Source organism: Campylobacter sp. US33a (genome assembly GCF_004378855.1).
In the GTDB taxonomy this organism is placed as follows: Bacteria; Campylobacterota; Campylobacteria; order Campylobacterales; family Campylobacteraceae; genus Campylobacter_D.
The window spans coordinates 1-21656 of record NZ_RYYL01000008.1 but is presented as its reverse complement, the minus strand read 5'-3'; the positions used below and the strand labels follow the sequence as shown (position 1 = coordinate 21656).

General features: G+C 31.1%; 13 protein-coding genes and 1 pseudogene. 5 read left to right on the top strand and 9 right to left on the bottom strand.

The window, feature by feature from the left end:
* Nucleotides 1-129: 129 nt before the first annotated feature.
* A complete protein-coding gene (gene flgH / locus ELQ16_RS07140; RefSeq protein ID WP_134238863.1) occupies nucleotides 130-825 on the bottom strand; it encodes a flagellar basal body L-ring protein FlgH in 696 nt (231 codons plus the stop codon).
* A 103-nt stretch (nucleotides 826-928) separates the two neighbouring features.
* Between flgH and pta the strand changes: the two genes are divergently transcribed.
* Nucleotides 929-2377, top strand: coding sequence for a phosphate acetyltransferase (pta, locus tag ELQ16_RS07135; protein WP_134238862.1), 1449 nt, complete (start codon nucleotides 929-931; stop codon nucleotides 2375-2377).
* 10 nt (nucleotides 2378-2387) lie between these two features.
* On the top strand, nucleotides 2388-3575 hold the full coding sequence (locus ELQ16_RS07130; protein ID WP_134238861.1) for an acetate kinase: 1188 nt from the start codon (nucleotides 2388-2390) through the stop codon (nucleotides 3573-3575).
* A gap of 333 nt (nucleotides 3576-3908) precedes the next feature.
* Here the strand turns inward: ELQ16_RS07130 and ELQ16_RS07125 are convergent, their stop codons facing one another.
* Complete coding sequence (locus ELQ16_RS07125; RefSeq protein ID WP_134238860.1) at nucleotides 3909-12488, bottom strand: filamentous hemagglutinin N-terminal domain-containing protein; 8580 nt, start codon at nucleotides 12486-12488, stop codon at nucleotides 3909-3911.
* A gap of 309 nt (nucleotides 12489-12797) precedes the next feature.
* On the opposite strand from ELQ16_RS07125, the gene ELQ16_RS07120 reads away from it, so the two are divergent.
* Nucleotides 12798-13808: an MBL fold metallo-hydrolase gene (locus ELQ16_RS07120; RefSeq protein ID WP_134238859.1), complete on the top strand. Its 1011-nt coding sequence runs from the start codon at nucleotides 12798-12800 to the stop codon at nucleotides 13806-13808.
* A 35-nt stretch (nucleotides 13809-13843) separates the two neighbouring features.
* Here the strand turns inward: ELQ16_RS07120 and ELQ16_RS07115 are convergent, their stop codons facing one another.
* Together ELQ16_RS07115 and ELQ16_RS07110 are read right to left on the bottom strand one after the other, a co-directional pair.
* Nucleotides 13844-14068, bottom strand: a complete 225-nt coding sequence (locus ELQ16_RS07115; protein WP_134238858.1) for a hypothetical protein — start codon at nucleotides 14066-14068, stop codon at nucleotides 13844-13846.
* 134 nt (nucleotides 14069-14202) lie between these two features.
* Nucleotides 14203-14433, bottom strand: coding sequence for a hypothetical protein (locus ELQ16_RS07110; RefSeq protein WP_134238857.1), 231 nt, complete (start codon nucleotides 14431-14433; stop codon nucleotides 14203-14205).
* Nucleotides 14434-14682: 249 nt separating this feature from the next.
* On the opposite strand from ELQ16_RS07110, the gene ELQ16_RS07105 reads away from it, so the two are divergent.
* Nucleotides 14683-15024: a cupin domain-containing protein gene (locus ELQ16_RS07105; protein ID WP_134238856.1), complete on the top strand. Its 342-nt coding sequence runs from the start codon at nucleotides 14683-14685 to the stop codon at nucleotides 15022-15024.
* 43 nt (nucleotides 15025-15067) lie between these two features.
* Nucleotides 15068-15775, top strand: coding sequence for a hypothetical protein (locus ELQ16_RS07100; RefSeq protein WP_134238855.1), 708 nt, complete (start codon nucleotides 15068-15070; stop codon nucleotides 15773-15775).
* A 26-nt stretch (nucleotides 15776-15801) separates the two neighbouring features.
* On the opposite strand, the gene pepE is transcribed toward ELQ16_RS07100, so the two are convergent.
* The 5 genes and pseudogenes from pepE to ELQ16_RS07075 form a co-directional block, all read right to left on the bottom strand.
* The gene (gene pepE / locus ELQ16_RS07095; protein ID WP_134238854.1) at nucleotides 15802-16716 is read right to left on the bottom strand and encodes a dipeptidase PepE; all 915 of its coding nucleotides are present in this window, start codon (nucleotides 16714-16716) and stop codon (nucleotides 15802-15804) included.
* Nucleotides 16717-16762: 46 nt separating this feature from the next.
* Nucleotides 16763-17425, bottom strand: a complete 663-nt coding sequence (locus tag ELQ16_RS07090; RefSeq protein ID WP_134238853.1) for a M48 family metallopeptidase — start codon at nucleotides 17423-17425, stop codon at nucleotides 16763-16765.
* The gene (locus ELQ16_RS07085; protein WP_134238852.1) at nucleotides 17401-18717 is read right to left on the bottom strand and encodes an MATE family efflux transporter; all 1317 of its coding nucleotides are present in this window, start codon (nucleotides 18715-18717) and stop codon (nucleotides 17401-17403) included. Before ELQ16_RS07085 ends, ELQ16_RS07090 begins: the two co-directional genes overlap by 25 nt.
* Before the next feature lie 393 nt (nucleotides 18718-19110).
* Nucleotides 19111-20808 (bottom strand): BspA family leucine-rich repeat surface protein, encoded by a 1698-nt coding sequence (locus ELQ16_RS07080; RefSeq protein ID WP_134238851.1) that lies wholly within the window; start codon nucleotides 20806-20808, stop codon nucleotides 19111-19113.
* A 653-nt stretch (nucleotides 20809-21461) separates the two neighbouring features.
* Nucleotides 21462-21656 (bottom strand): annotated as a pseudogene (locus ELQ16_RS07075) (phosphate ABC transporter ATP-binding protein); the annotation flags it as partial.

Sequence of the window (21656 nt, the reverse complement as noted above, 5' to 3'; positions counted from 1 at the left end):
AAAAAAGTACTTCCACCAAGTAAAATAATATTTTTCATTTCTTTCTCACTTTTATTGTGTGATTTTGATACATTATCAATTTTTAGTAGTAAAAATTTAAAATGCCTTTTTTAAAGGCATTTTAAATTATCAGAAAGGCCAAATACTTTCAAATAAACTTGTTCCCCAAGGTTTCTTAGTGCTTTTTGCAACATCGCCTTCAGTCTTATAAAGAATTTTTGCATCAGCGATATAGCGACTATCTATGGTATTATCTTGTCCTATATCATAAGGTCTTATAACACCGCTTAATTGTATGATTTGCTTCTCTCCATTGATTAAAAGTTCTCTTGAGCCTTCTATGAAATAATTTCCATTGGAAAGAATTTTAATCACGCGTGTAGAAATAGTTGTATTAAAACTCTCACTTCTACTTTGTGTGCCGGTACCATTATAATTTGTTGTGCTATTAGTTTGAAATCCCAAATTTGAAAATTTATTAATTTCTCCCACAGCACCGCCAAACCCCGCACCACCAGTTAGCGTTCCACCGCCTAAAGCTGCGTTATTTGTTCTTGCAGTTGTTCTTGCGGCTTGAGTGTTTTGGCTTGTATTTTCTTGTATTACCACAGTGACTAAATCATTAACATTCATCGCCTTTTTATCAGAAAACAAAGGATTATCACCTTTACCAAAAAGCGATCCTGGCGCAACTTGAGTGTTATTGCTTTGCTTAGGCGCTAATTCCTCTACATAAGCAGGCGGCTTCATAGAAATTTCAGGATCTAAACTCGCACTACAACCAAAAAATACAAAAGGTAACGCAAAATATATAATTTTTTTCATATCAACTCCTTTATCATATGATATTTTATTCTTTCGGTTATAATTTAAAATAATCTGCTTCATTTAAGCAATTATAGTTCCAAAATTAAATAAAGGAGAAAATATGCAATTCTATCTTATCCAAGATAAAGAAAAATCGGTCAGTCAAAAATTTTTGGACTATCTTGAAAAGAAATATTCTTCGGTAAATTTTTACTCTGTCGTAGTTTCAGATTTACTCAAAACCCTTTCTTCAAAGCATAAAATTTCTTGTAGTTTTGAAACACAAAACCAAGCTTTTGAACTTTACAATACAGATCAAAATGCTTTTTTTAATAAAATTTTACAAGATTTTGAAAAATTTAAAAAAGAAAATTCTTGCGTCGTGGTTTTAGGACTTAATGAATTTGGAGTTTTAGGAACTTTAGAACTCAATATCAAATTTGCAAAAGAATTTAACGCTTTTATCGTTGTTGATTGCGAAATTTCAAACAAAATAATGCTTAGTAATTATCTTAAAAATGCTTTAAAAAATGAAAATTTTGCTTTCGTTGATGAGAATTTGAACTTGCTAGAAAAAAGCTATCAATTTACAACCCCTTCAAGGTTTCGCTATGAACTCATTTGCAAAGCAAAACAAAATAAAAAAACCATCGTTTTACCTGAAAGTGATGATGAAAGAATTTTAAAAGCCAGTGAAATTTTACTTAAAAGCGAAGTGGTAAATCTCATTTTACTTGGCGATGAAAATAAAATCAAAGAAAAATGCAAAGTGCTAAATCTTAATATCACAGGAGCGCAAATTCTAAACCCTAAAAATTCTATCTATAATGATGAATTTGCTAAAACCCTTTATGAAGCAAGAAAAGCAAAAGGTATGAGCGAAGAAGAGGCAAAAAAATTAGTCTGTGATAGAACTTATTATGGCACTTTACTTGTACATACTGCAAAAGCTGATGCTATGGTAAGTGGGGCCTCTACAACCACAGCTGAAACTGTGCGTCCTGCTTTGCAACTGATTAAAACCAAACAAGGTGTAAGCTTAGTTTCTGGGGTATTTTTTATGTGTTTAGAAGATAAGGTACTGGTTTTTGCAGATTGTGCTGTAACACCAAATCCTACACCAGAACAAATCGCAGAAATTGCCTATGTGAGCGCAAATACCGCCAAATCTTTCGGTATAGATCCAAAAGTCGCCTTGCTTTCTTACTCAAGCGGAGATAGCGGAAGTGGGCCAAGTGTAGATGCAATTAAAGAAGCTTTTAAAATCGCAACGGAACGCTATAAAGACTTAAAAATCGAAGCACCGATACAATTTGATGCTGCTTATGATGAAAAAACAGGCAAAAGCAAAATGCCAAATTCAGAAGTAGCAGGAAAAGCAAATGTTTATATTTTCCCAGATTTAAATGCGGCAAATATTTGCTACAAAGCCGTTCAAAGAACTGCAAACGCATTGGCTGTGGGTCCTGTTTTACAAGGACTTAAAAAACCTGTTAATGACTTAAGTCGCGGTTGTTTGATTGATGATGTTGTAAATACAGTAATTTTAAGCGCAATTCAAGCAGAATAAAGGAGAAAAAATGAAAATTTTAGTTTTAAATTCGGGCTCTTCATCTATTAAATTTAAACTTTTTGAAGATCAAGTCGCTATAGCAAGTGGCTTGGTTGAAAAAATTGGCAATAACCAATCTAAAATCGAACTCAAAAATGCCAAAACAGGAACAAAATTAAGACGCGATACTTATATCGCAGATCATGAAAAAGGCTTAAAGCTGATTAATGAATTATTTCAAGAATCTGGTATTTTGCATGATTTAAACGATATTGATGGATGCGGACATAGGATAGTCCATGGGGGTAAAAATTTAACCGAGCATTGCTTGGTAGATGATTTTGTTTTAGCAGAAATTGATCGCGTAAGTGCTATAGCTCCGCTTCATAACCCAGCACACCTAGCAGGCATTAAAACCATGATAAAAGCGGCACCAAAAGTGCCTAATGTAACGGTTTTTGACACAGCATTTCATAAAACCTTACCTGATTATGCTTATATGTATGCCTTGCCTTATGATTATTATGCTGAATATAATATCAGAAAATACGGTTTCCACGGCACTTCACATTCGTATGTGAGTGCTAAAGCTGCTGAAATTTTAGGTAAAAATCATAACGAATTTAACGCCATTAGTGCACATTTAGGTAATGGAGCAAGCGTTTGTGTTATAGAAAATGGAAAAAGCATTGATACTTCGATGGGCTTTACTCCACTTGAAGGTTTGATGATGGGTACAAGATGCGGCGATATTGATCCTGCAACCATGCCTTTTATCGCTAAAGCTAGAAATTTAAATCCTGATGAATTAGATGCTGTGATGAATAAACAAAGCGGACTTTATGGGGTTTGTGGTTTTAATGATTTTAGAGATATTATTGATGAAATTCAAAACGGCAATGATTTAGCAAGGCTAGCTCTAGATATGTATTGCTATCGTTTGGCAAAATATATAGGCTCTTATTTTGCGATTTTACCACACACTGATGCTTTGATTTTCACTGCAGGTATTGGGGAAAATGCCAGTATAGTGAGAAAATTAACTTGCGAAAGATTAAAGCATCTTGGTTTTGAAATCGATACAGAAAAAAATGACAATGCAAACGGTGAAACTCTAATTAGCACACCAAATTCCAAAGTTAAAATCTTTATCATTCCTACCGATGAAGAATTACAAATTGCAAAAATCACAGAAAATATTATTTCTAAAAAATGATGGTTTTTTAACCATCATCTCAAATGATGATATATCTTGTTATTTTTAATTTAATATTTAAGTTTTATTTATTTTATAGTTAGTTTATCTATCATTCTAAGTCAACTCATTAAAACTGTCATTCTGAGCCATAGGCGAAGAATCTCTATGAAAAAATCTTTATTGAATTTACTGCCAATTTCATCAATTTGCTTTCTTGTTACATAGAGATATTTCGCTTCGCTCAATATGACAGTAAATTTCACTCAGCATAACAAAAAAGCGCTTCAGTATGATAAAAATGACAAAAAAATACCGCTGATTTTGCAAAAAGCCAAAGGCGAAAAACTCGCCTTAATCTCCTAGAGCCAAGCAAGGATTCATAGCTTTAGCGTTATCACTTACTATGCAAATTCTTGCTTTTTGCTTACCTGCAGTCTCATTAATCTCACCCTTTTTACTATTTTGTGCCGAATTTTCATCTTCTTCATAAATATTATCTTCAGCAAAAATTCTTGAATTTGGACCTTCATCGCCACCACCTTGTTCTTTTTCATAACTTGGGATATCAACGCCTCCTACTTTGCCAATCTGAGTTCCATCATAAGTAATTAAAAACTTATTGCCACTATTGCTATAAACTTTATTGATATTACTGATAATTTCATCTGACATACTTACTAAAGAATTTTTCATTTTTTCTAAATTAGCATGCATATTTTCATATTTTGCGTAGGCATTATCATACTCAACACTTCCAGGTTCTCCATATTTACCATCTTTTAGATCTTGGATATACTGTTTAAATTGCTCGAGTTGCTTACTAAAGGCTTTATATAGTTCATCGAAATTTTTATACTCACCCATAATGCCACCGTTTCCAAAAGTATCATCCTTCACACTCTCTCTTGCTTTTTTAAACTCTTGATACTTGCTATCAAATTTAGCTAATTCTCCGCCAAAACCAGCAAGTTTATCTCCAGCTCCCTTGCCATAAAAAGCATCTAAGAAATCAAAACTCTGTCTTAAACTTTCGGTTTTTTCCTTATCAAAGCCAAATAAAGCACCAAGTTTTTCGTATTCTTTATTATTGATATAGCCCCAAGCTTTTTCAAGATCGGCGATATTAAGCTTATAAAGCTCTTTTAATATATCGCCCAAAATAGCTTCAAGCACCGCAGCATCAAAATCACTCGCATCTAAAATCACCTCATCGCTGATATTATTATTAAAATCAATAGTATCAAAAGCCCTTTTTGCGCCAAAATTACTATCAAGCACAACTTCATCATTATGAGCAATGTTAATTGTTTCTATTTTTTCATATCCTGACTCAGTTTCTTTTTCAAATGGATCAAATTCGCCAGCAATGATATCTTTTCCAAAGCCAGTGTCTTTAGCTGTTTCATAGCCCACTTTTGCTATATCCTTTTTCTCGATACTATCTATAGAAATTTTAGAGTCATTAGCAATATTATCTTTTTCACCATCACTTACATTATCACTATAATTTTTATCGCCTTCTTGTATGGCTTCACCTTTTGAAGAACCTGTGTCTGTTGATACTTCCCATTTACCACCATCGCCTATATCGCCATTGCCATCATCAACGATATGTTTAGTGTCTTCGTTTGTTCCGCCACTCCATTCGTTTTTCTCTTTATCCCAAGTACCATCACTCCAAGTTGGCTCATTGAAAGTATAGTTTGTATCAGTGTCTTTTCCGCCATTTCCCCAAGCTGTAGTCATATTATTACTAATTGTGATACTTTCATCAAGCCCACTTACTCTACCAGCAAATTCAAAATTTACATTTTTAAAGTCTAGCTGTGCGACATTGTTAAAAGCAGTCTGAGGCTCTTTGCCTGCAACCTTACCATTTTCAATATGCACTTTATCAAATACCAAATAATTTGCATCAAATTTAAAATTCCCATATGTACCAAAACTATTACCAAAATCTACATCTGTAGCACTAAGTTTTGAGCCTGCCTTAAGGCTTAATGTATAGTCGCTATTACCATAAATATCCAAGCCCTTTAAAGTCATATTATTTTTAGCTTCCCAGTTTATATTAGCAGTATCAACCGAATAACTCTTATCAGTATTTTCGAAATTAATCTCATTTGCAAGCATAGTAAAATCACCTTGATTTATATCTATGCCTACATTATTAAAATTAATAACTCCATAACCTGTATTGCCATCCGCCATAGTTTCAAATTTTACACTCACCGCCGTAATGGTAGAATTTTTCAAAGAAATATAATTTTTAGCATAAAAATCATAAGAACCATTAATGGTTGGATTTGACAAATCAACATTTTCCATACTAATGGCTTCACTAGCATTAAATTTCATACCGCCACTAAAATCCATATTTTTTGCAAGGATATATTTTGCCTTAAGCTCAGTTAAATCACTTGAACCGTGAAAGCCTTCAGTATTTTCATTTTCTAACTTAATAAGCTCTGTTGTATCACTACCTAAAGTAAATTTAGCTGTGCTATTTTGTAAAGAAAAAACCGTATCATTCATATAGATATTTGTTGCGTTTAAGTTTGAATCTTGTTTGGTATTCATCTCAATATTAGAACTATTAATAATAAAATCTTTTCCGGCATTGGCTATAAATTTATTACCAATACTTAACTTAGTATCTTGAAGTCTGATTTTATTTCTTAAATTCCAGTCTGCATTCTCGATATCAAAAGTAGTAAATTTATCACCTATAATAGTAAATTGATTTGCATTGCTAACTTTAAGCGTTCCTATGGTTCCAAAAGTATTGACAAATTCTATCAAACCATCACTTATAAGATCGCTTGTGCTTGCCTTGCTTGTGCTAAGTTCTATAGTGCCTTCTCCGGCTAAAGAACTGGTATTAAAAGTAATTTGCTTACCACCATCGATTTTTAAGGTGCTTCCATTATTTACAATAATATTAGCATTATTTGCTTTGAAAAGATTTGCCGCTTTTAAATCAAGAGTTGAAGCTCCACTAATATCCAAATATCCCGTTAATTCAAAATTTCTCGCACTATCAAAAACAATATTTGAGTTAGTGGCTGTGATATTTTCTAATTTAATGAGATTATCACTTAAAAATTTACCGCTTGTAATGTCCGTAAAAGTGATATTGCTAAGACTTAGCATTTTTGTACCCTTAAAGGTAAAATTATCAATACCGCTAAAATCAAAGCCATTTAAAGCCAAACTATCAGCTTCCAAATCAACATTACCTATATTAGCTGGATCATAACTTTCGCCCATTTGTGCACCAAATTCTATGGTTTTAGCTTTAATGCTAAGATCTGCCATATCACCAAAAATATTTGAACTATCAAGCTTGATGTATTCAGCTTGAGTTAAAGTGCCACTACCACCATTTTCACTCCAAACACCAAATTTTACATTAGCATTTTTGCTATCTGGGCTCGACATAACGCCGCCATTAAAATTTGTATTTTGGTATTGTTGATATTTTGCACTGAAAATATAATTTCCAGTATTACCAAAGGCAAATTCTACATTATCATACCTAGAGCCACCTTTTACCTCGATATGATTAGTCGCTAGCCATTTTAAAGACTCATTAATCACATACCATCCACCATTAATAGAAATTTTATTCGAAGCATCGATATTAAAATGATTTACAGTGATTCCATGCATAGAGTCATCAAAATTTACATCAGCGCCCTTGATTTCCAAAGTATCACTAGTCACCGCAAGCCCATTTGTTGCATTAAAAATTTTAGTATCAAAACTGAGTGTTTGAGAATCAGCCATAAGCGAAACATTATTTGTGGTGATATCATTTGTGGCTTTAAATGTTGCATTGCCTGCTAAAGTAAATTTAACATTTGTTAGCCCAATAAAATCACTTGCGCTAATATTTGTCACAACACCTGAGCTTGTTTTGAATGTTTCATGCAATTTACTAAATTTATCAGCAGTAAAAACTATCTGCTTTCCACTTAAATCAAAACTTCCCCCTTGCACATCAATAAGCGAATTGTTAGCTTTAAAAAGTCCGCTTGTATCTGTAGCTGTGATGCTAAATTTTCCACCTTTTGAAGTAAGATTTGCTGTATTTAAAAGCACTTGGGCAGCTTTGATTTCAAACTTATCATTATCACCATTTTGCAAAGCAGAATTAAAAGTGATATTGGAATTTTTGATGAAAAGATTATTTGTTGCTTCTAGTGCTATGGTATTTTCTATAGTGAAATTACTTGAAGCTTGAATAAGTAATTTATCAAGCGCTTTTAAAGCCAAACTGTTTGCATTTATGCTTAAACCTTGCAAATCAACGATTTTAGCCTCTACCTCAAGACTTGAGCCACTAATTTGCGAATTTTTAACTACGATGATACCTTTACCATCTTCTTGACTTGTAGTGTTAAGTTTTAGCGTGCTATCTTTTGTATCATTTTGGAATTTAGTGCTTTCTAGGGCGATTTTATTTACTGCGCTTAAATCAAAAGTGCTTGTTTGTAAGCTAAAATCTGCGTTATTAATTAAAATTTGATTTTTTGCTTTTAAATTTGCTGTGATATTTTCTAAAGTGAAGTTAATTTTATCTTGCGCTTTTGCACTTGCTTGTCCGATATTGATTTGATCTGCGATGATATCAAAAGCACCTTTACTATCTGTTGTGCCTGTTAAGGTAATATCTCCTTTTATAAGCTCGACAAATTTTAAATTCTCGCCTTCGTTGCTATCTTTTATCGTTAAACTTTTTGCATTAATACTGCCTGAATTCATTTGTATATAATTATCCGCAAGAAGTTTTAAAGCATTGGTAATGGTAAAAGTTATTCCGCTTAATACAATGTGATTATCGCCTTTTAAAGTCAAATCATTTGCACTCAAGCTTGAATTATCTATCTTTACGCCACCTTTGCTTGCATCGCTATCTTTGGCATTAAGAGTTATAGTATTGGCTTTTAAATCACTGCTATTTTCTATAGTAATTTGACTTGCGCTAAGATCAATGTTAGTGGCATTTTCGCTATCGTTTTTTGCTAATTTTGCACCGCTTATTTTAATTTCTTTTAGTGTTTTACCCTCATCTAAGCCTTTTAAAACAATGCTAGCGGAATTAATCTTACCACCTGTCATTTCTATGTAATTATTTGCAAGTAAATTTGCACTTGTTGTTGCACTTAGATTTGCATTATTTAAGATGATATCGTTTCTGGCTTTTAGGTTAAGTTCATTGGCGCTTAAATTTACGCCGTCACTTAAATTTAACTTTCCGCCTTTATTTGCCTCGCTTCCTTTTGTAGCTAAAAGTTCTAATTTGCCAGTAGCTATAATGCTTCCACCGTTGATATTAATCTGATCGGCTTCAAATTTAAAATTTTCTCCACTTAAACTTAAAGCTGTAAGTTCGAGCAATTTATTTGTAATGAATTCTATATCACTTGAAGTGATGCTTGCTCCATTTTCCCCACCGCTTACGCTTACAAGATTTGCTCCATCAAGAGTGATTTTTTTCGCTTCTAAAGCGCCTTTTGTGATTTCTATGATATTATCCGCATCGGCTTTGATATTGCCACTCTTAGCTTTTAGGCTTCCACCAGACATAAGAAAATCTTGAGTGCTGATGGCGATTGCGTCGTTTTCTCCATTTGCTATTAAATTTGCACCGCTTAATAAAATCGTGCCTTTGTTACCATTTTTTGAGGTTAAATTAATATTATTTGTGGCTGTAAAATTTCCACCTTGAAGATCGATTAAATTTTCACTTATAAGGCTTATGCTAGTACCTTTTAAAACAGGCATAGTTACCCCACTATCATCTTTTAGGCCCACTTGGACCAATTTTTTACCATCTAAACTTAAAGTCCTATCAGCTTGCAAGTCGCCTTTGATAATTTCAATTTTATTTTCTGCATCTAAAGTGATATTCTTAGCTTTGAAAATGGAATTTGAGTGAGTGGTTTTAATATCCGCGCCTTTGATGATAATATCGCCTTTAGTATTATTTTCTTTGGCTTCTAAAGTAGCGTTTTTGATACTAATCACAGCCGAAGTTGCGCCATTAAACGCATTATAAGCTTCACCTGTTTTGTCATTGATCTTGATATTTTTAGCCACAAAATTTAGTTTGGCATCTTCGCTTCCAAGTTCTATCAAATTTGTAGCTAGCAAATACGCATCGCCGTTTACATTGATATTTCCACTGCTTGCAAGAATTCTTTTAGCTAAAAGCTCTAAAGCACCGCCATTTATAGTCGCGCCATTTATATTGATCTCATCGGCGTTTATCTTAGTATCCACAGAACTTAGAGTGCCGCCATTTAGATCGATCACAAAGCCAACTTCAGCTTCATCATTTGCTTTACTTGAGCTTTTTTTACCTAAATTTAAGCTTCCGCCTGTGCTAGTGATACTTGTTTGACTATTCGCATCTTGTGAAATGATAATGCTATTTTGCGCTTTAAAGTCGATATTGCCACTTGCACTTAAATTTGCATTTTTAAAGTCGATTTTCCCAGCATTTACACCAAAAGTCTTCGCTTTTAGTAAACCGCCGCTCACTGCAAAAAGTCCATTAGTATCCAAAGTGATATTTGAATTTTCATCGCCTAAATTTCCACTAATGGCAATTTTATTAGTGCCTTTTAAGATCAAAGTCTCGGCTTTAATCTCGCCTTGCCCTGAAATTGCAAGCAAATTTAAAGCATTCGCATCAAGTTCTTTAGCAGATAAATTTGCACCCTCAAATTTAATATCCATCGCATCAAGATCGATTTTGCCATTATCATTTGCTGCAATGCTTCCGCTTTTTAGATCAATCACGCCCTTTGTGTTATCATCATTAAGGGCTTTTAGAGTAATATTTGTGCCTTTTAAAGTGCCGTTTTTAAGTTCGATTAAATTTTTAGAAAGTAATTGCAAAGTCGTCGTGGTATCACTTCCTATCGTGGTTTTTTCTCCATCAATGCTTATAACTTCTTCTGCATCCAAAGTAATGCTTGTGCCGCTTAAATTCGCATTATTGATAAAAAGTTGCTTAGCATCTGCTTTTAACTCGCTTGCTTTTAGGCTAAGAGTTTCATTTGAACCAAGATCGATTCTATCGCCTATAAAATCAAGCTTTGAAGCGGCTTTGATATTACCACTTTTAATGTTTAGATAATGGGCATTAAATTTAACATTTGCGATATTTTCATCTTTAAAATTAATATTATTAACTTCGATTACAGAATCTTGCGAATTTTCTGCATTTGATTTAAATTCTAAATTCTGATTGCCCCCCCCCGTGGCACTAAAACTCGCATTATCAATTTTAGTTTGATTTGCGCTAAAAATGTAAGATCCATCGCTTCCGAGTGTAAAATTACTACCATTTAAATAAATGTAATTTGTTGCGCTAAAATTTAAACCACTTGAAATATCAAAATTTGCATTATTAGCGATGATTTTATCTGTGGCATTAAGGGTTGCATTTTTTGTTTTTATGGTATTTTGTGCTGTGTTGTCATTAGAAATTTTGATTTGATTTGCTGTTAAAGTTAAATTTGCTAGATTGTCTAATTTTGAATTTTCTAAAATCAAAACGCCGTTTTCAGCAGTTTTAGCCATAAATTCACTATTATTTCCACCACTAAAACTCGAATTTGAAAACGAAAGCTGGCTATTTGCTTCAAGGTTTAAAGTAGCCTTTGTTGAAACTGTGATTTGCGTATCATCTAAAGCAAGTTTATCGTTGGTTTTAATATTTGCCGTAGTTTCATCGCCTGTAAGTTTAATGGTGGAATTTTGATTTTCATGCTTGCCAAATCTAATTTCATTTGCATTTAAATCCAAAGAACTTGCGCTTTCTAAATTTGAACCTATAACGCGAATTAGACTACTATCTCCACTAGCATTTAATGTTAAGGCGTTTGCTTTAAGTGTTGCATTTTCAAGCTCGATATAATTTGCGTTTAAAAGACTTAAATTTGTAGCGTTTAAAGTAGTACTAAGCAAAGAAATATTTTGACTTGCATCAAGACTTAAGGTGCCTTTTATATCAAAATTTCCCTTATTATCGCCAATGATATTTGTGGCTTTTAAGTTTGTATCGCCTGCACTAAATGTGCCGTTAAGATTGATTTGCTCGGCATTAGCATTTACTTTTGCAAAATTATCGCCGTTTTTAACTGTGCTATTGCCAAGATGGATGAGTTTGGAGTTTAAATCCATACTTGTGGTATCAAAATTTGCACCATTGATTCGAATCTGTCCGTTTAAGGTTTCATTATAGTTGGTATTTAAATTTACTGTGTTTGCTTTGATATTGCCAGAGTTTAATTCTATAGAATTTGCAAAGAGTTCAAATTTTTCTTTGCTTGTGATATTTGGGCTTTTTTGCTCTTCGCTTTTCAATACGATTTTATTGCCCACAAGCTGAAGGTTACTAACATTTAAAATCGCATCACCTTGTATAGTGATAGTGCCTTTTTGAGCCGGAGAAAAAACCGGAGAGAATTTACCACTTGTTGCAAATTCTTTGATTTGTGCTTCATTCATCGCTCCAGTTGAAATACCAAATTTCCCCGTATTAATCACTGCGCCGTTGCCAATAATTGTTCCATTTGGATTAACTAAGAAAATATCATGACCATTTCCGTTTAATTGACCATAAATCTGAGATGCGTTTTTGCTATAGTCAAGATTTAAGAATTTGTGGTGTCCTTGTCCACTAAAATTAACGCTTTCATCTTTGCCAATGTTAAAACCACCACCCCAGTTGATGACATGATTTTGATCTTTGCCGTTACCGTGGATATTCATATTTCCACCACCACTAGTGATGCTTCCACCACCTTGAACGAATTTTCCACCTGATGGTAAAGCGAGTGCTTGACTGTAAAGCATAGAGCTTGCTACAAAGCTAAGTATAAGATGTCTTTTTAAATTTAGTTTTTTTGGCATAAAATCCTCCAAATAAAAATTAAATATTTACATTAACATTAATATGGGGGGGGGTATTGCTTATATGCCCCTATACTAAAGCATTTTTATAGAATATAAAGATAATTTTATCATTTTAAATATTAAATTAATATAAATAGTTAATTAATGAGTTTAACTATTTAAATAAATTTTTAATTTTAATTTATTTTATTTAAAAATTATTATTTTAATTTAATAAAAATTATTATTTATGATTTGAAGTAGAAATCAAGATTTTTTTAATAAAATATATCTATTATTATAAAAATTATATTTTTAGGACTATTAATGAATTTTAAATCATTCGATCTTTCTAGCAATGAACGCCCAAAAGCCAAAAAAATACAAGGTAAAAAATACGAAATATTTCTTAATGAAAACGAGCTTTCTCATAATTTTAAAGTGTCTTTTAAAGAAGTTTTAAAGTATTATTATCTTTATCCAAAAGATGCTATTGCTACTTTTAAACTTCCTTTTTTAAAACCCAATTTAAGTCATTTTCATACTCCACACATCACTTGGCTTGGACACTCATCGCTTTTTGTGAGTTATAAAAAATACAAAATTTTAATCGATCCTGTCTTTAATACCCATGCTTCGCCTTTTTCTTTTATCAACAAGGCTTTTAAAAATGCACCGCTTTTTTGCGCAAATGATTTTGATGAAATTTTCGCTGTAATTATCACGCATTCGCATTTTGATCATTTAGATGAAAAAAGCGTAAAAGCCCTAAAAGAAAAAGCACAATTTTTCATCACACCTTTAAAAGTGGGAAATTATCTAAAAAGCTATGGAGTGAGTGAGAAAAAAATCATCGAGCTTGATTGGTGGAGTGGGATAGAGTTTAATGATATAAAAATCACCGCAACACCCGCACAGCACAACTCAAGTAGAGGTGATGGCAAAAACAAAAGCCTTTGGGCTTCTTTTGTGATAGAATTTTTAAGCGTAAATAAAAAAGTATTTTTTAGTGGGGACGGAGGATATTTTACGCATTTTGAAAAAATTGGCACCTTTTTTGGTGATTTTGATTTAGTCTGCCTTGAAAGCGGACAATTTAATACTGCTTGGCCATATTCTCATTCTTTTCCTGAGCAAATTTTAAAAGAAGCTAAAGATCTTAATGCAAAAGCTTTAATGCCTATACATTGGGGGAGATTTCTAGCAGGAACTCACGCGTGGAATGAAGTTGTAAAATTTCTTTATGAAAACCTAAATTTACCACTTATCACGCCAAAAATGGGTGAAGCTTATGAAATAGGAAGTGAGTTTGAGCAAGATTTTTGGTGGAGAAGTTAAAATAGGCAAAAAACTTAAAAAGAATTTTCGCAAAATTAGAGCAGGCGATACCTTGAGTGATTTTTACTCTTAAAGCTCACATATATAAGATAAATTTGATTTTCTAAATTAAAAGCTTCTATGTAGTAAGTATAATCCATAGAATATCGGTAGTATTTGTAAGTTATTTTCATACTTATTCTATCTGCGTTGCTTATTTTATTTTTTGTTAAAGAGCTAAGATTGGCTTTAATTTCTCCAAGAGGAATATCTTTTATCATTTCTTCTATGCTAGTGTTTTTTTGCTTTTTTGGGTAGTTTTATGCTATCAAACTCAAAATTTCCTAAATTTGATTTTATCTTTTGAATAAGACGAAATTTTCTATCCATATCTGTTAGATTATAACAATTTTCATCAAAAAACAAGCGGTATAAAGAGCTTGTTGGTATTTTTATCAAATACATATATTTTCACACTTTCTTTATCGCCTTTAGTGGCAACTAAATTGGAAATATCGATGGTTTTTGTGTTTTCGCTGATTTTAAAATTTGTAGCTAAAAGCTTAAAATCGATTTGTTTTTCACGAACTTTTTTAATGTTAAAGACAATAGGATGATATGAGTCTCTACCTTTTTTTGCAAGCACTCTTCATCACTCTTGCAAAGCAATACTTTATAATAATGTTTATCTAAATTTAGCCTTTTGCTCAAACAATTTTTATAAAAATCAAATTGTTCTTGCATATTTTCTTGCGAATGTGCTTTTAACTCTTTATCGCAAGTAAAATCTTTTACATTTAAATTTAAAAATATAAAAAATATTAACACAAGTCTATATATTTATTTTTCCATTTTGATAAAATTTAGCCTATTTTATCAAAATTAAAGGGAAGAAATGAAAATTACAAATTGGAGCAAGGCCGAATTTAGTCCAAATGAAGTTAAAATCAATGTTTTAATCGATAATAAGAGTGGTAAAGAAATCCAAATTTTACTTGCCAAAGGAAGTATAATGAAAGAGCATAAGGCCCCATTTTCTATCCATGTGCAAGTTTTAAGCGGAAAAATTATTTTCGAAGTAGAGAATCAAAAACTAGAATTAAATACACTAGATATGATAAGTCTAAATGCTAATGTGCCTCATTCTTTAAGTGCTTTAGAAGATTCTATAATAAGACTTAGCTTAAACAAATTTGATAAATTTCAAAGAGTGAGTGCGGTGCTTAAAAAACCTTAATTTTTTGATATAATCTTGCTTTTTATTTTTAAAAGGAGTATAAATGGATGAAAAATTAACAATGTATTCAAACATCAAAAAGGTAAAACAAAAGGTTGCAATTTTTTATGTCTCAAGTGTTTTATCGGGTACGCCTTATCTTGGCTTTATCTTTGCTATAGGTGCTATGGTGGCACAATTTATGTTTTGTTATGATTTAAGTAAACTTTCACAAAGCAAAAGTTTGTTTAGAAATGCCCTTGTTGTTCTTGCTTGTAATGCTTTTTTAAGCTTACTTGGAATTGTTTTTACTTTAACTTTTGATGCTGAAAGTTTTGATACTGATTTTGAAAGAATCATCTTCAATCTTGATCTTTCGATGCTGATTTTTTATATAATGTTTGCTTTAATTTTACTGTTAATGGCTACTATTTTTTTGTATTTTGTTTATAAAAAGTTAAGTTTTATTACTAATCAAAAATTTTTATTTTTGGGTTATATATTAAGCGTTTTAGGTTTTGGTTTGATGACAATATCTGTGTTTGTATTTTTAGCTACATACATATACAATAATGAAAGTATTGCATTTTTATCTTTATTTATTTTTATCGCGTTGATTGGTGTTATTATTGGCATAGTGGGACTTATCTTACAAATCATTGGCTGGGTAAATTTTAAAGATTTAAGAAATTCACAAAACGGGGAGTGGATTTTTAAATACGAATGGTTTTTTATGGATAACAAAAAGCTAAGTGAAAATGAAAAAGCATAAAAAATTTATGCTTTTTTCGAGTCATTTTAATAAACAAAATCTTGTTCGTTCTCTAAAGCCTGAGTTTCTTTTTTATGCTCAAATTTAAATACACCCGCATCTTCGGCACTTAAAGCCTTAGCATTTAGACCCTCTATTAAAAGTCCTGCGCTATCCTTTAATGCATAAACTTTACCATCTTGATTTAAAGCTAAAAATTCACCTATTTTTTCTTCATAATCCAAAGTACCGATTTGCTCGTTATTTTGAGTGTTTGAATTTGAAACATAAGAAGTAATATTGTAAGAAAATTTTTGATTTAAATAATCCTCTAGTTTTTTTTGTCCACTATTTGATTCCATAGTTTTAGAATAAAAATGCGGAGTAATTTGACAAGGAAGCATTTTTAAACAATTAAAAGTCTTGATTTCTACAATAGGCATATCTGTAGCAGTTTTAATGGTATCACTAGCTGCTGCAGCACCCGTCCCCCAACCAATATAAGGAGTTCCTGAAAAAATTTTTTCTCTAATTAAACGGATAATATCACTATCATATAAATCACGCATTAAAACAAACAAATTTCCTTCACCAATAGCAATAGCATCAGCATTTTTAATGCTTTGTATAGGATTTTCATGATGAATACTTTTAATTTCAACATTTAAAAAAGCAAGTTGTTGTTGGATAAATTTCTCATAAGCTGAAAAATTTTCACTCAAAACACCATAAGGGATAAAAGTAATTTTTTTACCTTGAAGTTGATTTTTTTGAACAAAATCTATAAACCAAGTTTTAGCGTGCTCAAAATAAGCCATTCCATTATAAGATAAACTCGAAAGCAATAAAGCATTTACCTTGCTTCTATCGATAACATTGCGTTGTGCTTCTATACTAAAACCTTGCAAAGCCAAAGCTCCAAGCCCTAAAGCTCCAATTTTTAACAATTCTCTTCGTTTCATGATTATCTTCCTAAATTTTTGAGTGCTTATTTTAACAATTTTTTATTTATTTAAAACTTATTTTAAACATTTTTTCTCTATCTTTAAAATCACTCATAAATTCAAAAATAAAACCATAAAATTCTTTGCTGTGATTAGGAAATTTTAAATGTGCTAGTTCATGCAAAATCACATATTCAATCGCTTTTAAGCTTTTTTCTAAAAGTTTTAAATTTAGATTAATATAGCCTTTTTTATGGTTACAAGACCCCCAACGCGTTTTCATTTTTTTAATGCTTAAATGCGTATAATGAAGTCCTGTTTTTTCACTCCATTTTTGAAGATAAAAAGAAAAAATAATCTTAGCATTCATACGCAAAAATTTTTCAAAATCCTCTTTTGAGGCACTTTTGATTTCACCTTTTAAAATCTGTGTTTTTTTGAAATTTTCATTTAAATTTAAAAGATATTTTTTACCTAAAAAATAAATTTCATTTTCGTTTATATTTTTTTGTTTGCTCTCAAAATTCTGCCAAGTTTTTTGTATCCAATCTTCATTTTTAGCTAAAAATTCTTTTACCTTTTCTAAAGGATAAAATTTAGGAATACTTAAGTAAAATTCGCCTTTTTCGTTAAGTTTTAAACGCAAAGATTTTATATTTTTTACTTGATAAAAAAACTCTTTATCTAAAAAATAAAAACTTTTCACACCAGAGCTTTGCCTTGCCATTTCTTACTTTTCCATCTATAAGCATTCACAAGCCCACGCAAAAACTCATCTGCACAAAAACCTATCCAAACTCCTAAAATTCCAAGTCCTGCGTAAAAACAAAGCACATAACCCACCGGTAAAGAAACACCCATCATAAAAACCAGTCCGCTAAAAAATGGGAATTTAGCATCCCCGCTTGCTCTTAAGGCATTTACCATTACTATATTAAAAGTGCGTGAAATTTCAAGAAAAATAGAAAGTGCGAACAATGGAAGCATTAATTCTCTAAACACCTGTTTTAGATCTAAAAAATCCATAGTAAAATCTTTTAAAGCATAATTAGCTATCGCTACCAAAGCACTGGCTATCACGCTAAAATATAAAGCACGCCAAGCATGTTTATAAGCGATATTTATATATCTTGCACCAACTAATTTACCCACAATAATTTCATTTGCAATGCTAATGGCCTGACCTATTAACATAATAAGCATAGAAATTTGAAAATAAATCGTTTGCACACTTAAATTCTCTTTGCCTAAACTTGCCACAAAAGAAAAAGCTATGGTGTATTGCACGATCCAGAGTAAATTTTCTCCTGCTGAAAAGCCACCTATATTTAAAATTTTCTTAAGAACTGCCTTTTCTAAAGCTATCATTTCTTTGATTTTAAGATGAATTTTTAGTTTATAAAAAAGTATCACAAACAAAGCAACGATGGCGACTATTCTTGCTGCGATATTGCTAAGCCCTACTCCAAAAAGCTCTAAATTTGTAAAATGCAAGACATAATAATTTCCCCCAATCACAACTACATCCATCAAAAAGCCTATAAACATAACCCAATAAGCCATATTATAAACCCTTACAATAGCTGCTAATACAATGCCTATCGCATCAAAAAACAAACAAATTGCAAGCATATGTAAATAAATTTCACTATCTTTAAGCAGTTCTTGTGGAATTTTTAAAAGATAAAGCAAATACTCTCCGTGCCATAAAATCAAACTACCGCACACAAAACCCAAAAGTGCATTTAAAAATAAACTTTGATGAATAGCTTTTCTTGCTAATGCGTAATCTCTTGCACCGATAGCTTGGGCGATCACTACACTACAACCCACGCTTAAAAAGCTAAAAATCGTTATAAAAAGATCTAAAATTTGATTTCCTGCCCCCATAGCACCGACTAAAAAATTCGAATAATGCGAAACCATGGCGGTATTGATGATGATAGTTAAATACTTTGAAAGTAAATCTCCAAAAATAGGAAGACTAAGTCTTGTTAGAGAAAGTTGTTTTTTTACCATGATTATTCTTTATAAATTTTCTAAAATCTGAGATTATATCAAATTTAAACTTATCTAGACAAATTTTATACTCAAAGATGTGCTAAAAACTTAAAAAGAAAAAAAGCATTGTTGTATCTTTTCTAGCTTAAAAATTTATTTTTTATAGTGATGATTTTATAATAATTTTTTAAGAATTTTATGAATGTTTTTTTTAAATGCTATGATAATAGTGTCAACATTTTTGAAATTTTGCATATAGTCCATAAATAAATTTACAAATATTTATCTTATTTAAACACCACAATCTTGACATTGTTTTAAAATAAATAAAAGATTGTAATAAAAATTTTTATACAATCTTCATTTTATGTTATTTTATTAATATTTATGTGCAACAAATCTATTTTAAAATCAATACCATGTAGGTTCTTCTATATTTGTACCTTCTACTATATAATATTTATCAACAACTCTTTTATTAAGTCGCCAGCTTTTAAGGCTGTATGTATAAGCTTCTGCTTTATGTAAAAAATAGCTTAAATCTTTTATACTTTTTAAATTCCAGCTGCTTATATCTTGATTAAAGCTTTTACTTTCAGAAAACATAGCATGCATAGTTTCTACATTTGATACATCCCAGTCACTAAGTGGTTGGTTAAATTTCTCAGTTAGTTGAAACATGCCAGTCATATCTTTTATTTTAGATGTATCCCATTCATTAAGTGGTGAATTAAATGATTTTGCCTCACTAAACATATATCTCAATGATGTTGTACCTGTTATATCCCACCCATTAAGAGGCTGGTTAAAATCTTCTGTTTCGCTAAACATATATGAAAAATTTTTAACATGTGATACATTCCATGAGCTGATATTTTGATTAAATCTTTTGCTTGATTGAAACATTGACTCCATATTTGTAACTTTGCCTGTATTCCATTTATCAAGGGGCTGATTAAACTGTTTTGTATAGAAAAACATAGATGACATATTTTTAACATTAGATACATTCCAGTTATTAATATTTTGATTAAAGCTTACTGCATTACTAAACATATCACTCATATCTTTCACTTTTGATGTGTTCCACAAGCCAATATCTTGATTAAATTTTACAGCTCTACAAAACATGTCATGCATACTTTCTACACAGCTTGTATCCCACTTATCAAGAGGCTGATTAAAATCTTCTGCACAATAAAACATAGAGCTCAAATCTTTTACATTAGATATATTCCAGTTATTTATATTTTGGTTAAAAGGTGTATTTTGGAACATACCGTCCATATATGTTACTTTTGATGTATCCCACATACCAATATCCTGGTTCATATTGCTATATGCAAACATATGGCTCATATTTACCACATGGCTTGTATTCCATGATTCTATGCCACTAAAATCTCTTTCACAGTTTATAAACAATAGGGATAAATCATCAATATTAGATATATCAATATCACCAAGATTTATATTTTTATCTTTTACAAGTATTATTAATTCCAGTTTTGTATCAGGTTTATACTTACCATTTTCTTTTTTACATGGTTTCAGCCATTTAGGCTGTGTAGGGCAATTTTCATATGGTTTATAGTCACATAATTGTTCATTATTTAAGAAATTATATTTTTTCTCATTAGTTTTCCTGTAATCTTTATTTATGCCACTAATATCCCAGTTATCTATATTTTGTTTAAAGCTTTTTGCCCCATCAAACATATGTACCATACATAATACATTAGAAGTATCCCATGAACTAATATCCTGATTAAAACTTTCTGCTTCTAAAAACATATAGCTCATATTTAATACCTTGGAAGTGTTCCATTTGCTTATATCAGTATCAAAACCAGTTGATTTAGAAAACATATATCCCATATCACTTACATTGGAAGTATCCATATTGCTTATCCAGTCAAATAAAGGACTGTCGCTTTTAATTTCACTAAAATCAAACCCTTCAAACATACCATACATATTTACTACATGGCTTGTATCCCAAAGTTCTATTCCACCAAAATCTGTTCTATTTACACCTGTAAATAATTCTGAAAAATCTTTAATATTTGAAATATCAATATCACCTAAATACTGTCTTTTCTTATTCATTAGTTTTATGAGTTCTCTTTTATTTTAGGTGTAATTATTTCCCCTTTACTTTTAAGAGGGTTAGTTTTTCTATTAAACATGGTATTTATTATAGTATCAAGCTTTTGCCCCTTAGCATATCTTGTAACAATTCTATAAATATAATCTTGATCTGAATTTTTAGCAGTGCGGCCAGCATAAAGGGCTTTATCATCGGCATATTCTATTTCTAAACTTTCTAAAAATGCATAAGCTCTATTAATGACTTTATCATTTACTTCAGCACCCTCTCTAATAGCTTCAATGACACCTTCAACATCTTGACACTCAATAGCAAATATTAGCTTTTCGTGTAATTCTTTTTTTGCTCATTTTGTTTCTCCAAATATTTGAAAAATTTCCAAGTAACAAAATTATATACTACAAGTAATAATTTTAATACAATAAAAACAAATGCTATTATAAACACATCAAAACAATAAATTTTTAATTTAAAAATTTTTAAATTTCAAATTTTAAGTTTATTTTATTTTTCAAAAAATAAGGATTTAAATTTATATTATTTTATCTTTAAAATAAGGAAAGAGAAATTTATCTTACCCTCCCCTATTTTATAAAAAAGTCTTTGTCAAATAAGGTTTATAGATGGAATAAAAAAATTAATATTAAAAATCTCACCCAAAAGCACCGCTTAAATAAGCCTTGGTTTTTTCTTCTTTTGGATTTTCAAAAAATTCCTTGCTTTCACCAAATTCTACAAGCTCTCCTAAATGAAAAAATGCTACAAAATCAGCCACGCGTTTGCCTTGTTGCATATTGTGTGTCACCATGATCATAGAAAGATTATGGCTTAATTCCTTTAAAAGCTC